The 14,249-nt window shown below is 72.5% G+C and carries 12 protein-coding genes; 5 read left to right on the plus strand and 7 right to left on the minus strand.

Annotated elements, in window-relative coordinates:
- Positions 1 to 136 precede the first annotated feature (136 nt).
- Positions 137 to 355 carry an MbtH family protein gene (locus ACIO6U_RS34040; RefSeq protein ID WP_188285961.1) on the minus strand — a complete coding sequence of 73 codons (219 nt, stop codon included), beginning with the start codon at positions 353 to 355 and terminating at the stop codon, positions 137 to 139.
- An 814-nt stretch (positions 356 to 1,169) separates the two neighbouring features.
- Entirely contained in the window at positions 1,170 to 2,579 is a 1,410-nt protein-coding gene (locus ACIO6U_RS34045; RefSeq protein WP_355333601.1) for an SDR family NAD(P)-dependent oxidoreductase, read from the minus strand.
- A gap of 307 nt (positions 2,580 to 2,886) precedes the next feature.
- Between ACIO6U_RS34045 and fahA the strand changes: the two genes are divergently transcribed.
- The 3 genes from fahA (at position 2,887) to glpK (ending at position 6,895) form a co-directional block, all read left to right on the plus strand.
- A complete protein-coding gene (gene fahA, locus ACIO6U_RS34050; protein ID WP_401725049.1) occupies positions 2,887 to 4,125 on the plus strand; it encodes a fumarylacetoacetase in 1,239 nt (412 codons plus the stop codon).
- Between the two features lie 256 nt (positions 4,126 to 4,381).
- The gene (locus ACIO6U_RS34055; protein WP_391048412.1) at positions 4,382 to 5,236 is read left to right on the plus strand and encodes an MIP family channel protein; all 855 of its coding nucleotides are present in this window, start codon (positions 4,382 to 4,384) and stop codon (positions 5,234 to 5,236) included.
- A gap of 141 nt (positions 5,237 to 5,377) precedes the next feature.
- Positions 5,378 to 6,895, plus strand: a complete 1,518-nt coding sequence (gene glpK, locus ACIO6U_RS34060) for a glycerol kinase GlpK (protein ID WP_355333263.1) — start codon at positions 5,378 to 5,380, stop codon at positions 6,893 to 6,895.
- 135 nt (positions 6,896 to 7,030) lie between these two features.
- On the opposite strand, the gene ACIO6U_RS34065 is transcribed toward glpK, so the two are convergent.
- The 3 genes from ACIO6U_RS34065 to ACIO6U_RS34075 are packed head-to-tail and all read right to left on the minus strand — an operon-like array spanning position 7,031 to position 9,908.
- Positions 7,031 to 7,606 (minus strand): hypothetical protein, encoded by a 576-nt coding sequence (locus ACIO6U_RS34065; RefSeq protein ID WP_401725052.1) that lies wholly within the window; start codon positions 7,604 to 7,606, stop codon positions 7,031 to 7,033.
- The gene (locus ACIO6U_RS34070) at positions 7,603 to 9,192 is read right to left on the minus strand and encodes a sensor histidine kinase (protein ID WP_401725054.1); all 1,590 of its coding nucleotides are present in this window, start codon (positions 9,190 to 9,192) and stop codon (positions 7,603 to 7,605) included. The genes ACIO6U_RS34065 and ACIO6U_RS34070 overlap by 4 nt, the downstream gene beginning before the upstream one ends.
- Positions 9,189 to 9,908 carry a response regulator transcription factor gene (locus ACIO6U_RS34075; protein ID WP_401725057.1) on the minus strand — a complete coding sequence of 240 codons (720 nt, stop codon included), beginning with the start codon at positions 9,906 to 9,908 and terminating at the stop codon, positions 9,189 to 9,191. The genes ACIO6U_RS34070 and ACIO6U_RS34075 overlap by 4 nt, the downstream gene beginning before the upstream one ends.
- A 162-nt stretch (positions 9,909 to 10,070) precedes the next feature.
- Between ACIO6U_RS34075 and ACIO6U_RS34080 the strand changes: the two genes are divergently transcribed.
- On the plus strand, positions 10,071 to 10,985 hold the full coding sequence (locus ACIO6U_RS34080) for a DUF3152 domain-containing protein (protein ID WP_401725060.1): 915 nt from the start codon (positions 10,071 to 10,073) through the stop codon (positions 10,983 to 10,985).
- Positions 10,986 to 11,157: 172 nt separating this feature from the next.
- Here ACIO6U_RS34080 and ACIO6U_RS34085 read toward each other — a convergent pair whose 3' ends face one another.
- On the minus strand, positions 11,158 to 12,357 hold the full coding sequence (locus tag ACIO6U_RS34085) for an Ig-like domain-containing protein (RefSeq protein ID WP_401725063.1): 1,200 nt from the start codon (positions 12,355 to 12,357) through the stop codon (positions 11,158 to 11,160).
- A 398-nt stretch (positions 12,358 to 12,755) separates the two neighbouring features.
- On the opposite strand from ACIO6U_RS34085, the gene ACIO6U_RS34090 reads away from it, so the two are divergent.
- The gene (locus ACIO6U_RS34090; RefSeq protein WP_401313673.1) at positions 12,756 to 13,730 is read left to right on the plus strand and encodes an ABC transporter permease; all 975 of its coding nucleotides are present in this window, start codon (positions 12,756 to 12,758) and stop codon (positions 13,728 to 13,730) included.
- 167 nt (positions 13,731 to 13,897) lie between these two features.
- Here ACIO6U_RS34090 and ACIO6U_RS34095 read toward each other — a convergent pair whose 3' ends face one another.
- Positions 13,898 to 14,215 carry a hypothetical protein gene (locus tag ACIO6U_RS34095; RefSeq protein WP_401313612.1) on the minus strand — a complete coding sequence of 106 codons (318 nt, stop codon included), beginning with the start codon at positions 14,213 to 14,215 and terminating at the stop codon, positions 13,898 to 13,900.
- Positions 14,216 to 14,249 lie beyond the last annotated feature (34 nt).

Genomic DNA, 14,249 nt, shown 5'->3' on the forward strand with positions numbered 1-14,249 from the left:
CCCCCACCCGCTCCCGCCTCCGCAAGGCCCCCCCCCCCCCAACCCCCCCCCCCCCCCCCCCCCCCCCCCCCCCCCCCCCCCCCCCCGGGCCCCCCCCCCCCCCCCCCGCCCCCCCCCCCCCCCCCCGGGATTCCGCCTACCGGACGTCCGCCTCCATCGCGCGCACCAGGCTCGTGGGCCGCATGTCGATCCAGGACTTCTCGATCGCGTCCAGGCACTCCTGACGGGATCTCTCCGGGCCGTCCGCGTGCCAGCCGCCGGGTTGGTCGAGATGTGCGGGCCACAGGGAGTGCTGTCCCTCGTCGTTCACCAATACGACGAACCGAGCCGAGTCGTCGTCGAAAGGATTAACCATGGCCGCTCCACCTTCCCTCAGTTTTCCGTTTCTTCTCGCCGTACGGGCCCCGGTAAAGCGCGGGGCGGCACAGCCCTGTCCCTATTCGCATCATCGTCAGAGTACAACAGCCGACTTCTTCGGACGGAAAGACTGCCGGGAGGCCGACGATTGGCCGGTTTCACCTGTTGGGGGTACGAACTTCCTCCTCATCTGATTCAGATCGAAGAACCGGGGTATATAGGCCCCGGCGGCGACGGACATATTTTCGATTATCGGGTGCACCCCGCCCCGAACTGCGTCTTCTTCGGCGGCGGCGGAGCGGACCGGCCGGGCCGTAGATAAATGCCAGGGCATCGCATCACCTAAAGCTCGCCGCCTTGGCGCCCGAAACGACGGCGCGGAATCGGCGGCGCTCGTTAATGGCCAAATCCGTACATCGGTAATCGACCGGGCGGCATCACGGATTATTCGGCAAGAGCGGCTGGCATAGGCCACCGGATTCGGTGATTCCGCTCCGCGGGGAATTCGCACGTCACAGGTGCGCGCCAGGAAATGCGCCGTGCGGGCGCCGGGTGCCGCGCGCCCCCCGCGCGCCGGTTGCACTCGGGGCACGGGAGGGGCGTGTGAGGGGCGTGGGAGCTGAGATCTACGACCTTGCGCGTACGGCGACGCGGACGCGCGTAGGCGGACTGCTCAGCATTCCTGGTACGCGCGGCGACGCGTGACCGCCGGACCGGCCGGACGGCCCGGTGCGGCCCGGTCCGGTCCGATGGGTCGTCGGCGGCAGTGGCAGCGGCAGCGGCAGCGGATGAGCGTCACCGCCCGCGCGGTGTCACCAGGCGGAGGGGGCGTAGTCCTTCAGGAAGCAGCCGTACAGATCCTCGCCGCGTTCGCCCCGGACGACGGGGTCGTAGACGCGGGCGGCGCCGTCGACGAGGTCGAGGGGGGCGTGAAAGCCCTCGGCGGCGAGCCGGACCTTGTCGGGGTGGGGCCGTTCGTCGGTGATCCAGCCGGTGTCGACGGCGGTCATGAGGATGCCGTCGGTGTCGAGCATCTCCTGGGCGCTGGTGCGGGTGAGCATGTTGAGCGCGGCCTTGGCCATGTTGGTGTGGGGGTGGCCGGGGCCCTTGTAGCCGCGGCTGAACTGCCCCTCCATGGCGGAGACGTTGACGACGTACTTGCGGCGCGCCGCGGCGGCGGCCATGGCGGGCCTGAGCCGGCTGACGAGGACGAACGGCGCGGTGACGTTGCAGAGCTGGACTTCGAGGAGTTCGACGGGGTCGACCTCGCCGACGGTCTGCACCCAGGTGTTGGTGGGGTCGAGGTCGGGCACGAGCCCGCCCGCGTCGATGGCGGTGCCCGCTTCGATCCTGGCGAGCGAGGCGGAGCCGCTGACGAGCGCGAGGCCGGTGACGTCCTGCGCGGTGAGGGCGTCCTCGCGGCGCGGGGCCGGGAGGGCGGCCGCGGTCTGCGCGCCGCTGCCGAAGGCGCCGAAGACCTCGGAGGCGGGCAGTTCGCCCGCGGGCAGCGGCGCGGACTCGGCGGCGACCAGCTCGCGGTAGGCGTCCGGGGAACGGCGTACGGTCTGGGCGGCGTTGTTGATCAGGATGTCGAGCGGGCCCGCCGCCGCGACCGAGTCGGCGAGGGCGACGACCTGGGCGGGGTCGCGCAGGTCGATGCCGACGATCTTGAGCCGGTGGATCCACTCGTCGCTGTCGGGCATGGCCTTGAAGCGGCGGACGGCGTCGTTGGGGAAGCGGGTGGTGATCGTCGTGTGCGCGCCGTCGCGGAGCAGCCGCAGCGCGATGTACATGCCGATCTTGGCGCGTCCGCCGGTGAGCAGCGCGCGGCGCCCGGTGAGGTCGGTGCGCGCGTCGCGGCGGGCCCGGTTCTCGGCGGCGCACGACGGGCAGAGCTGGTGGTAGAAGGCGTCGACCTCGACGTAGCGGGTCTTGCAGACGTAGCAGGAGCGGGGCCGCTCCAGGATGCCCGCGATCTCCGTGCTGACGGAGGTGGTGAGCTGGATGCCGAGGGTCTCGTCGTCGATCCGGTCGGCGGCGCCGGTCGCGGTGGCCTCGGTGACGGCCTTGTCGTTGGCGGTCTTGGCCGCCCGGCGCTCCTGGCGGCGGCGCTGCTTCACCGACCGGTAAATGCCCGCGGTGGCCCGGCGTACGGCGATGGCGTCGGGGTGGTCGACGGGCAGCGTGTCGAGTTCGCCGAGTACGGCGAGGCAGACCGCCATCCGCGCGGGATCGATGCCGGGCACGTCGGCGAAGCCCTCCACGGCCTCCGCAGCGTCCACGGCCTCCGCGCCGTCCGCGTCCTCGGCATCACCGATCGGTTCCTCGTAGGCCCCGTGGCCGTGAAGGTCCTGCGTTGTCGCCGTCATCCCGCCGCTGCTCTCTCCGTATGTGCCCATGCGATGCCCCCGCGTGCCCCGCCCCGGCCGAACTTTACGTTTGCACCGGTAGCAGCTCCAAACCCGGCCGCCGGACCCGGCGGTACCCTCGGGTCGTTTCCGCCGCGCAGGAGCCGCACCTGGAGGTCCGTTGAGCGCCAGCAGCCCGCTCGCCGTCCCGTACGACGCGCCCTTCGGGGTGCGCAATCTGCCGTACGGGGTGTTCAGCACCGCCGACGAGCCCGCCGCGCGGCGGATCGGGGTGGCGTACGGCGATCACGTCCTGGACGCGGGGGCCGCCGCGCGGGCGGCCGGGGCTCCCGCCGATCTGGCCGCCGCGCTCGGCGCGGACTCGCTCAACCCGCTGCTGGCCGCGGGCCGTCCGCTGTGGACGCGGGTCAGGGCGGCGCTGACCGCGTGGCTGACCGAGGACACCTACGCCGACGCCGTCGAGCCGTGCCTGCTGCCGCGCGCGGAGCTGACGATGCGCCTGCCGTTCGAGGTGGCGGACTACGTGGACTTCTACGCCTCGGAGCACCACGCCGCGAACATCGGCCGGATCTTCCGGCCGGGGTCCGAGCCGCTGACCCCGAACTGGAAGCATCTGCCGATCGGTTACCACGGACGGGCGGGCACCGTCGTGGTCTCCGGCACGCCGGTGGTCAGGCCGTGCGGGCAGCGCAAGGCGGCGGCCGATCCGGCGCCGGACTTCGGCCCCTCGCGGAAGCTGGACATCGAGGCGGAGCTGGGCTTCGTCGTGGGCGCGCCCTCGCCGCTCGGCGGCCGGGTGGCGCTGGCCGACGCGGACGCGCACGTCTTCGGGGTGTGCCTGGTCAACGACTGGTCGGCGCGCGACCTCCAGGCGTGGGAGTACGTCCCGCTCGGCCCCTTCCTCGGCAAGTCCTTCGCCACGTCGGTGTCGCCGTGGGTGGTGCCGCTGGCCGCGCTCGCGCAGGCCCGTACCGACCCGCCGGTCCGCGACACCGAGCCGCTGCCGTATCTCGACGACCGCGCGGCGCGACCGCCGTACGGCCTCGACATCGCCCTGGAGGTACGGCTCAACGGGCATCTGGTGTCCCGGCCGCCGTTCGCCGCCATGTACTGGACGTACGCGCAGATGCTGGCGCACATGACGGTGAACGGCGCGAGCCTGCGGACCGGGGACTTCTTCGCCTCGGGCACGGTCAGCGGTCCCGACAGGGAGACCAGGGGCGCGCTGATGGAGCTGGCCTGGAACGGCGAGGAGCCGCTGGAGCTGCCGGACGGGACGCGCCGGTCGTTCCTGGAGGACGGCGACGAGGTGGTGATCAGCGCCACCGCGCCCGGCCCCGGCGGTGCGCGGATCGGCCTCGGCGAGGTCGTCGGCCGCGTCGAGCCCGCCCGCCCCTGACGCACACCCGCCTTCAGCTGACCGCGCCCCCGGACCGGCCGCGCCTCTAACAGACCGGTCGCCGCTTCCGCCGCCGCCACTCCCGTGTCCGCCTCACCTCTCTCACCACTCTCCCCCGTACGGCGCAATCCCATCCGGCACAGCCGGTTCACACGTGCTTCCGTGTGAAGGAGCATGCGGAGAGCAGAAGACGCATGGCCAAGAGCGGGACGAGCTACAGCCGGTCCATACGGCGGCCGGCGGGAAGCGGGAATCCATGGCGACACGTGCACGCTCAGGACTTCTGGGCGAACTGTCGGCGGAGTTCGTCGGGACGATGATCCTCATTCTGATCGGTGTCGGCGTCGTGGCCCAAGTCGTCGGCGGCGGCGCGCTGACCGATCCGAAGGGCGGTCTCGGCGACCATGACAGCATCGCCTGGGCCTGGGGACTCGGCGTCACCCTCGGTGTCTACGTCGCCGCGCGACTCAGCGGCGCGCACCTCAACCCGGCGGTGACGCTGACCCTGGCGGTGTTCAAGGGCTTCGACTGGAAGAAGGTCGCGCCCTACGCGCTGGCGCAGACCGCGGGCGCCTTCGTCGCCGCGCTGCTGGTGCGCTGGAACTACTCCGAGATCCTGGGCCACGCCGACCCGGGCCACACCATCAAGACGCAGACGGTCTTCGCCACCCTGCCGGGCAACGGCTCGCTGACGGCCGGTGTCCACGAGTGGGGCGCCTTCCGCGACCAGGTGATCGGCACGGCGATCCTGCTGATCCTGATCCTGGCGGTCACCGATGTGCTCAACACCGCGCCCCGCGCGAATCTCGGCCCGTTCATCGTCGGCCTGATCGTGGTCGCGATCGGCATGGCGTACGGCGCCAACGCCGGTTACGCGATCAACCCGGCGCGTGACCTCGGCCCGCGGCTGGCCAGCTACATCACGGGCTACAGCACGGCGTGGCGCGACCAGTGGGGGAATCTCTACTTCTGGGTGCCGATCGTCGGACCGCTGATCGGCGGCGTCCTCGGCGGCGCGATCTACAAGATCTTCGTCGGCCGCTTCCTGCCCGAGGCCCCGCCGGAGCCCCCGGGACGCGCCCCCGCCTCCGAGGCCGCCGCCGAGGTCTGAGCCCGCGGGTCCACGAGGTCCGTACACCCCCGCGGTCCGTACGCGGGGGTCACGTACACGGCGGCCGTGCGGACGGCGGTCACGCACACCGCGGTCACGTACACCGCGGTCCGGTACACCCACGAAAGGCAGGAAGCACCCATGGCGGACTTCGTCGGCGCGGTGGATCAGGGAACCACCAGCAGCCGCTTCATGATCTTCGACCACGACGGAAACGAAGTGGCCAAGCACCAGTTGGAGCACACCCAGTACCTGCCGAAGCCGGGCTGGGTGGAGCACGACCCGGTGGAGATCTGGGAGCGGACCAACGTCGCGATCCAGAACGCGGTGCGGTCGGCCGGTATCTCGGCCTCCGACCTCGCGGCGATCGGCATCACCAACCAGCGTGAGACCACCGTCGTCTGGGACCCGCGCACCGGTCGCCCGTACGGCAACGCGATCGTCTGGCAGGACACCAGGACCGACTCGATCGCCAAGGCGCTGGAGCGCGACGGCCACGGCGACCTGATCCGGCGCCGGGCGGGCCTGCCGCCCGCGACGTACTTCTCCGGCGGCAAGATCAAGTGGATCCTGGAGAACGTCGACGGGGTCCGCCAGGCCGCCGAGCAGGGGCACGCGCTCTTCGGCACCACGGACTCCTGGATCCTGTGGAACCTCACCGGCGGTCCGAACGGCGGCATCCACGCCACCGACGTCACCAACGCCAGCCGCACGATGCTGATGGACCTGGAGACGCTGGACTGGGACGAGGAGCTGCTCGGCATCTTCAACATCCCGCGCGCGATGCTGCCGACGATCCACGCGTCGTCGCACCCCGAGGCGTTCGGCACCACCCGCACCTCGCGCCCGCTGAGCGCGCCGATCCCCATCACGGGTGTGCTCGGCGACCAGCAGGCGGCCACCGTCGGCCAGGTCTGCTTCGCGCCGGGCGAGGCGAAGAACACCTACGGCACCGGTAACTTCCTGCTGCTCAACACCGGTACGGAGGCGGTCCGCTCCGAGCACGGCCTGCTGACGACCGTGGCGTACAAGTTCGGTGACGCCCCGGCGGTGTACGCGCTGGAGGGCTCCATCGCGGTGACCGGTTCCGCGGTGCAGTGGCTGCGCGACCAGATGCACCTGATCAGCGAGGCCGCGGAGAGCGAGCGGCTGGCGAAGACCGTCGAGAGCAGCGACGGGATCTACTTCGTGCCCGCCTTCTCCGGGCTGTTCGCGCCGTACTGGCGGTCCGACGCGCGCGGCGCCATCGTCGGCCTCGCCCGCTTCCACACCAACGGCCACCTGGCGCGGGCCACGCTGGAGTCCATGTGCTACCAGAGCCGCGACGTGGTCGAGGCGATGGAGCAGGACTCCGGTGTGCACCTGGACGTGCTCAAGGTCGACGGCGGTGTCACGGCCAACGACCTGTGCATGCAGACCCAGGCCGACGTCCTGGGCGTCCCGGTCAGCCGTCCGGTGGTCGCCGAGACCACCGCGCTGGGCGCGGCCTACGCGGCCGGTCTCGCCACCGGCTTCTGGCGCGACACCGACGAACTGCGCGAGCACTGGCACGAGTCGCGCCGCTGGGAGCCCCAGTGGAGCGAGGAGCAGCGCGCCACGGGCTACAAGGGCTGGAAGAAGGCCGTGGACCGGACCCTGGACTGGGTCGACGTCGAGTAGTCCGGCGCCCGGGCGGCCCCCGGCTCTCCGCAGCCGTCCCCCGTACGCCCCGCCGGTCCCACCACCGGCGGGGCGTCCGCGTGTCCGCGGCCCCGCCGCACCGGCCCAGCGGGCGGTACGGTCGCCCGCCGGTCGCTACGGACAGCTCTCCACGAGCCGGGACAGCGCCCAGCCCGCGCCGATGACGCGGACGTCGGGGCTGGGCGACGCCGACCGCGGGGTCCCGGCGGTCGGGACGTCGGGGACGGTGGTGGGGACGTCGGGGACGGCGGTGGGGACGGCGCCGGCCCCGCCGGGCGGCGCGGTGCGCTGCGGGCCCCCCGGATTGGCCGCCACCGTGCACACCACCTGGTCCATGGCCAGCGGCGAGAGGCGGTCGACGCCCGCGGGCAGGCGCACGACGGTGGTGACGCCGTCGAAGGCGATCACGGGCGGGCGCGGCAGGGACGGCAGTCGCGTGGTGAGCGTCGTCGGGTCGGCGTCGCCGGGACCCGCGAACAGCAGCCGCAGCGCGACGACCGGACCGGCGCCGTCGGGCGCGCGGCGGGGAACCGCCCGCAAGGTGTCGTCGGAGAGGAAGTAGACGCTGACGCCGGGGGTCATGCCCACCGCGGGCTCCCCGGCCTGGATGACGCTGGTCGGCGGGACGCCGCAGGCCGTGAGCGCGGCGGCGGACGCCAGGCAGGCCAGCGGACCGGCGGCGCGCCTCATCGGACGTCCTCGCTTCCGAAGGCGGCGGAATCAGCGGAATCAGCGGAATCAGCAGAACCGACGGAACCGACGGAACCGGCGCGGTCCCCGGCGTCGGCGGTGCCCGCGGCCGAGTCGCGGCGCAGCGGCAGTTCGACGGTGAGGACGGAGCCGCCGCCGTCCGCGTTGCGGGCGGTGATCCGGCCGCCGTGCAGCCGTACGTTCTCGGCCGTGATGGCCAGGCCGAGGCCGCTGCTCTCACTGCGGCTGCGCGAGGTGTCCGCCTTGTAGAAGCGCTCGAAGATGTGCGGCAGGGCCGCCTCCGGGATGCCGGGACCGGCGTCCCGTACCTCGATCACCGCCCACGCTCCCCCGGCGGACCGCCCGCCGACCGCGCCCAGGGACAGCACCACGGGCGGCGCGCCGTGCCGCAGCGCGTTGCCGACGAGGTTGGCCACCACCACGTCCAGGCGGCGCGGGTCGACGCGGGCGCGCAGGGCGCCGGGCGCGGGCAGCCGGGTGTCGACCTCCGCCAGCCAGCCGCGCGAGACGAGGGTGCGGCGCACCGACTCGGCCAGGTCGATCTCGTCCAGGTTGAGCCGCGCGGCGCCCGCGTCGAAGCGCGACACCTCCATCAGGTCCTCCACGAGCCGGGCGAGCCGTACCGTCTCCTCGCTGATCAGGCCGACCGCGGTGGCCGTCTCGGGGTCGAGGCGGCCCGCGCCCTCGTCCAGCACGTCGGTGACCGAGGACATCGCGGCCAGCGGTGTGCGCAGTTCGTGCGAGACGTCGGCGACGAACCGCCGGGCCTGCGCCTCCAGCCGCCGCAGTTCGGTCACCGAGCGCTCCAGGGCGGCGGCCGTGTCGTTGAAGGACCGGGAGAGGTCGGCGAGTTCGTCGGAGCCGTTGACGGCCAGCCGTACGTCGAGGTGGCCCTCCGCCATCCGCCGGGTCGCGCGGCGCAGGGCACGTACCGGGCGCAGCACGCCGCGCGCGGCGAAGAGCGCCAGGACGACCGCGAGGACCACGGCCCACAGCGCGGCATCCTTGATGGCGGTGATCATGGCCTGGACGTACGCCTGCTCGGTGTCCTGCGGCACGACCAGGTACATGACGAGGCCGGAGAGCGTCAGCGACTGGTTCTCGGCGGCGCGGTACGCGACCGGCAGGCCGACGACGAGGACCGGGCCGTCGTCGGTGCTCACCCGTTGGAAGACCGCGGCGGCCTGGTCGCGCACCGACCCGAGGAGTTCGGGGGTCAGCCGCTCGAAGGCGTTCTCCGGCGCGGATCCGGCGCGGCGCTCCCCGTACGTGGCAAGGACCTGCCAGCGCTGCGACTGGTGGGCCCTCGCGACCTGGATGACCAGCGAGTCCATCGCCGCCTGGTCGGGCTCCGCGGGGATCGCGGGGGCCAGCGCGTCGACGCTGTCGCGGAACTGCCGGATGACCGCGTCCTGGCTCTGCTGGAGCACGCCGGTCCGCGCCTCCCTGAAGGCGAGGGCCCCGGTGCTCAGCGCGCTGACGACCGCGACCAGCACGAAGGCGACCACCAGCCGGGTGCGCAGCCCGCGCAGCGCGAGCAGGGCCCTGGAGACGGCGGACCTCATGGGGTCGGCTGGAGCGGCCGCGCGTACGGCGAGCGGAAGCGGTAGCCGAAGCCCCGTACGGTCTCGATGTAGCCGGACCCGGCGCCCGGTCCGCCGCCGAGCTTGCCGCGCAGCCGCTTCACGCAGGCGTCGACCAGCCGGATGTCGCCGTGGTAGCTGTGCTCCCAGACCGCTTCCAGGAGTTGCTGGCGGCTGAGCACCTGTCCCGGCGAGGCCGACAGGGTCAGCAGCAGCCGCAGTTCCGAGGGGGCCAGCGGTACGGGCTCGCCGCGCAGGGAGACCCGCAGCCCGGCGCGGTCGATGGACAGGTCGCCGTGCGACTCCTGCCGGGGCCTGGTGCCGTCGGCGCCGGGTGCGGCGATCCGGCGCAGCACCGCGCGTATGCGGGCTTCGAGGACGCGGGCCTGTACCGGCTTGACCACGTAGTCGTCCGCTCCGGCCTCCAGGCCGACCACCACGTCCACGTCGTCGCCGCGCGCGGTCACGATGATGATCGGGACCTGGTCGTGCTCGCGTATGCGACGACAGACGTCGAGTCCGGCGATGCCGGGGAGCATGAGGTCGAGCACGACGACGTCGGGCCGGAAGGGGCGCAGGTGGCTCAGGCCCTCCTCACCGGTCGCGGCGGCGAGGACGTCGTGTCCCTGGTGGCGCAGGGCCAGCTGCACGCCCTTGCGGACCGCGGGGTCGTCTTCGACGAGCAGAACGCGGGGCATGCAGGTCAGTATGCGTGAGGTCCGGGCGGGCAGGGCCGTGAGAGGGGCTCGGCCGGGCAGCTGTTACGAAGGGGTCATACAGCGGCCGTCCGCCGCCGTGGTTACGCTTTCGTGATCTTCTGGGCCAGGGGCCATCACACGCGGACCGCAGTGTGAACAGCCATGCACCGGGAGAAGAAACGGAAATCGGCGGGGCGGGCGGGGGGCGGCGCCCGTACGCGGCGTTCCCTGGCGACCCTACGGCGGCGCAGGCGACGGCGGACGACGTACACGCTCGGCACGCTGGCGGCGGTCGGGGTGGCCGGGGCGCTGCTGGTCGCCGCGCACGGCGGGAAGGACGGGAAGGACGGGAAGGACGGGCACGCGGCGGACGGGGCTACGGCGGGTTCGCCGCCCGCCGCCACCGAACCGGCGAAAACGCCGGCGGCGCCTTCCACGTCACCCGCCGGGCGGGCGCCCGCGTCCACGCCGTCGTCCGCGCCGTCATCCGCGCCGTCGTCCGCGCCGTCGTCCGGCACCGGAGGCAACGGCATCTTCGACACCGCCCAGGCGTCGGGGACGTCGGTCGGCACCGGCACGCTGCGCCGCTACAAGGTGCAGGTCGAGCAGGGCACGGGCATCAGAGCCGCCGACGCGGCGCGCGAGATCGAGAGCATCCTCGGCGACCGGCGGAGCTGGATCGCCGACGGCCACGACGCCTTCCAGCTCGTCTCCGGCGGCCAATACGACTTCGAGGTGAAGATCGCCAGCCCGGACACCGTGGACCGGATCTGCGGGGCGGCCGGGCTGCACACCCGCGGCGAGGTCAACTGCGATGTCGGCGACCAGGTGGTGGTGAACCTCAAGCGCTGGCGGACCGGTTCGCCGCAGTTCCCCGGGCCGCTCCACGAGTACCGCGCCCTGATCGTCAATCACGAGGTGGGCCACCGCATCGGGCACGGCCACGAGGGGTGTCCCGGCGCCGGGCGTCCGGCGCCCGCGATGATGCAGCAGATCGACGGACTGCACGGCTGTGTGGCGAACGCGTGGCCGTACGACGCGCACGGCACGTATCTGGCGGGACCGCCGATGCCCTGACATCGATGTCCGCACCGGTGTGTCGCGCACGGAACGGCCCCGGAACGCCTGAGCGTTCCGGGGCCGCGATCCGTTCGTCAACCACCCGGGACCCGTTCGTCAACCGCCCGGGACCCGTTCCCCGGGCCGCCCGGGACGCGTGTCCGGACGGTCGGGGGCCGTGGTCCGAGGGTCAGTTGGCCACCCAGGTGGCCCAGGACATGTTCCAGCCGTTGATGCCGTTGCTCGGGTCGATGACCTTGTCGGGCGAGTGCACGACCTCGACGACGTCACCGATGAGCGAGTGGCTGTAGAACCAGGCGGCCGGGGTGTCCGGGTCGCCGCCGCCCTTCACGTCGTGCAGGCCCACGCAGCCGTGGCTGGTGTTCTCGTGTCCGAACACCGACACCGGGCGCCAGTAGTTGCCGTGCGCGAAGGTCCCCGAGTCGGACAGCCGCATGCCGTGCGGCACGTCCTTGATGTGGTACGAGTTGCCGAGGCCCACGGTGCGGGAGTCCATGTCCACCACCGGGTCCTTCTCCTCGATCACCATCTTGCCGTTGTACGTGGTGTGCTGGGGGTCACCGAGGCTCGCCGGGTACGTCTTGTACAGCTTCCCGCCCCGGTAGATCTTCAGCGTCTTCGCGGTGTTGTCGGCCACCGAGGTCTGCGAGCGGCCGATGGTGAAGCTCACGTCCTTCGACTGCTGGCCGTAGACACCGGGCGACATCTGCACACCGTTGAGGTTCATGTGCAGCGTGACCTTGGTGCCGGGCGCCCAGTACCTCTCCGGCCGGAAGTCGATCCGCTGATTGCCGAACCAGTGGCCCTCGACGGGCACCTGCGGGTCCGCCGTGACGGTGATCCCCTTGTGCGTCGCGGCCTGGTCGGCGACCGGCTTGTTGAAGCGGATCGACACCTCCATGCCCACGCCGTACGTCGAGCCCGGATCCACGTTGAACACGCCGTAGTTGACGGCCTGCGGCTTCAGCGTGGTGAACGACGACCGCTGTACGGTGCTGCGCCCGGCCGAGTCCACCGCCTCCGCGTTCACGGTGTACTTGGTCGCGGTGCGCAGAATCCCGGACGGCTTCCAACTGGTGCCGTCCGCCGATATCGCGCCGTCGACCGGCCGGTGGTCGGCCGCGTCGGTCACCGCGATCTTCACCAACTTGCCCTTGGCGGCCGTGATCTTGAGCGCGCCCGTGGTGTCCACCCCTGTCGCGCCGTCCTTGGGCACGATGCTCAGCGCCACCTGCGAGGCAGGCGTCGTCGTGGCACCGCCCGACGCCGAACCCTTGCCGTCCTGCTTTCCCTTGTCGGTCGACGCGCCCGCGCTCCCGCTGCAGGCGGTCGCCCCCAGCAGGACGGCGCCGAGCGCCAACGCCAACATCCCCTTCGCCACCCGCCGCTTACGCGAGCCCTGAGCGGCGGTGTCAACCGCCGTTGCCGTGATCAATCGAGTCTCCCCATCTCGCCGGTCGCACTATAGGAGAGTACGACCGCCCCAGCGGTTGCAGGTGCCGCATGACTGATACCCAACCCTTAGGCGGCGGTCGGGCGTACGCCGAACGGGTTGCGGGGACGGGCGCCGTGGGCGCGCCCCGGCGACGGACGCCGACGCGGAGCCGAGGATTTGACGACTTCGGCCGGGCTCATGGCCCCGGCGTACCAGAAGGGCGGACAGCGTTGACGGGCACGGGGAGCAGTCGGGTGGTACTCGACAGGCCGGGCAGGCACGGCATCGTGGAGGAGTTGCGGGACGCGATCACATTCAGGGCCGTCCTGGTCATGCTGGGCGTGCTCCTGCTGCAACTGGGCTTCGCGCTGTCCTACATGGGCGCCTTCCACTCGCCCAAGCCCCACCGGGTGCCGATCGTCGTGGTCGCACCGCAGGCCGCGGCGCGGGACGCGGTGGCCCGGCTCAACGCCCTTCCCGGTGAGCCGGTGCACGCCGTCGCGGTCGCCGACCGCGCCGAGGCCAGGGCCCGGCTGCTGGACCGGCGCACCGACGCCGCCGTCGTCGTCGACCCGCGCGGGACGACGGACACGGTCCTGGTCGCGTCCGCGGGCGGCCCCTCCGCCTCGGACGCGGCGACCCAGGTCGTGCGGCTGGCGGGACAGGCGCAGCACCGTGAGGTCGTCGTACGCGACATCCGCCCGCCGGTGAAGGGCGACTCGCGCGGCCTGTCGTCCTTCTACCTCGTCCTGAGCTGGACGATCGGCGGCTATCTGGCCGCGTCCGCGCTGAACATGGCGGCCGGGTCGGCGCGCCCCACCCTGCGCCGCGTCCTGGTGCGGCTGACCGCGATGCTGCCCTACGCCTTCGTCTCCGGCATCGGCGGCGCGGTGATCGTCGGTCCCGTCCTGCACTGCCTGCCCGGCGCCTTCTGGGACCTGGTCGGCATCGGCACCCTGATCGTGTTCGCCTCGGGCGCGGTGGGCGTCGCCCTCCAGTCGGTGGCGGGCACCATCGGCCTCGGCCTGACCATCCTGATCTTCACCGTCCTGGGCAATCCCAGCTCCGGCGGGGTCTATCCGGCCGCTCTCCTGCCGCCCTTCTGGCGGGCCATCGGCCAGATCCTGCCGCCGGGCGCCGGGACGACCGTGGTCCGCAACACCGTCTACTTCGACGGGCACGACATCACCAGGTCCCTGTGGATCCTGGGCGCCTGGGCCTTCGGCGGCATCGTCGTGTCGGTGCTGTCCGCCGCCCTGCGCGACCGTCGCCGCCCCACCCCCATGCCCCTCCCGGCGACGGTCTGACCCTCGGCCGCGTCCTCATGGCGATACTCGGCCTGGACTCGCTCCGCGGGACCATGTTCCTGTTCCGAAGGCCGAACCGCCTCACGCCCTCACCGGGCCGGCCGCCCCGCCGTACCACCGCACCCCGACGGCGGTGGTACGGCGGGCGCGCGTGCCGCGACCGGTGGTCAGGCGGAGAAGCTGCCGACTCCGGTGACGTGAGTGCCGTAGCCGGCCGGGAGGACGCCGACGCCGGTGGTGGGAAGGGTCGCCGGGACCGTGCAGAAGGGGTCGGCGAAGACCTTGACCGGCTGGTCGGTGAGGTTGTCCAGCACATGCGCCGTCAACGGGAGTCGCTGACAGCCGGTGGGGTCCTGGTAGACCTTGAGCGGCTGGCCCTCGACGGAGAAGACGACGACCTGGCCGGTGGCGGCCTGGGCGGGAGTGGCCGCGAGGCCGACGACGGCCGCCGCGGCCATCGCGATCATGGTGGTGCTTCGACGCATGACAGGTGCCTCCAGTGCACGTGATTCGCGGGTG

Origin of the sequence: Streptomyces sp. NPDC087422, assembly GCF_044744145.1 — a bacterium.
In the GTDB taxonomy this organism is placed as follows: domain Bacteria; phylum Actinomycetota; class Actinomycetes; order Streptomycetales; family Streptomycetaceae; genus Actinacidiphila.

Bases quoted from the DNA above. Each gene is read 5' to 3' on its own strand.
- ACIO6U_RS34040 (WP_188285961.1), bottom strand. From the start codon at position 355: ATGGTTAATCCTTTCGACGACGACTCGGCTCGGTTCGTCGTATTGGTG.
- ACIO6U_RS34095 (WP_401313612.1), bottom strand. From the start codon at position 14,215: ATGCGTCGAAGCACCACCATGATCGCGATGGCCGCGGCGGCCGTCGTC.
- ACIO6U_RS34065 (WP_401725052.1), bottom strand. From the start codon at position 7,606: ATGAGGCGCGCCGCCGGTCCGCTGGCCTGCCTGGCGTCCGCCGCCGCG.
- ACIO6U_RS34085 (WP_401725063.1), bottom strand. From the start codon at position 12,357: ATGTTGGCGTTGGCGCTCGGCGCCGTCCTGCTGGGGGCGACCGCCTGC.
- ACIO6U_RS34075 (WP_401725057.1), bottom strand. From the start codon at position 9,908: ATGCCCCGCGTTCTGCTCGTCGAAGACGACCCCGCGGTCCGCAAGGGC.
- ACIO6U_RS34055 (WP_391048412.1), top strand. From the start codon at position 4,382: ATGGCGACACGTGCACGCTCAGGACTTCTGGGCGAACTGTCGGCGGAG.
- ACIO6U_RS34090 (WP_401313673.1), top strand. From the start codon at position 12,756: ATGCTGGGCGTGCTCCTGCTGCAACTGGGCTTCGCGCTGTCCTACATG.
- ACIO6U_RS34080 (WP_401725060.1), top strand. From the start codon at position 10,071: ATGCACCGGGAGAAGAAACGGAAATCGGCGGGGCGGGCGGGGGGCGGC.
- ACIO6U_RS34045 (WP_355333601.1), bottom strand. From the start codon at position 2,579: ATGGCGGTCTGCCTCGCCGTACTCGGCGAACTCGACACGCTGCCCGTC.
- glpK (WP_355333263.1), top strand. From the start codon at position 5,378: ATGGCGGACTTCGTCGGCGCGGTGGATCAGGGAACCACCAGCAGCCGC.
- ACIO6U_RS34070 (WP_401725054.1), bottom strand. From the start codon at position 9,192: ATGAGGTCCGCCGTCTCCAGGGCCCTGCTCGCGCTGCGCGGGCTGCGC.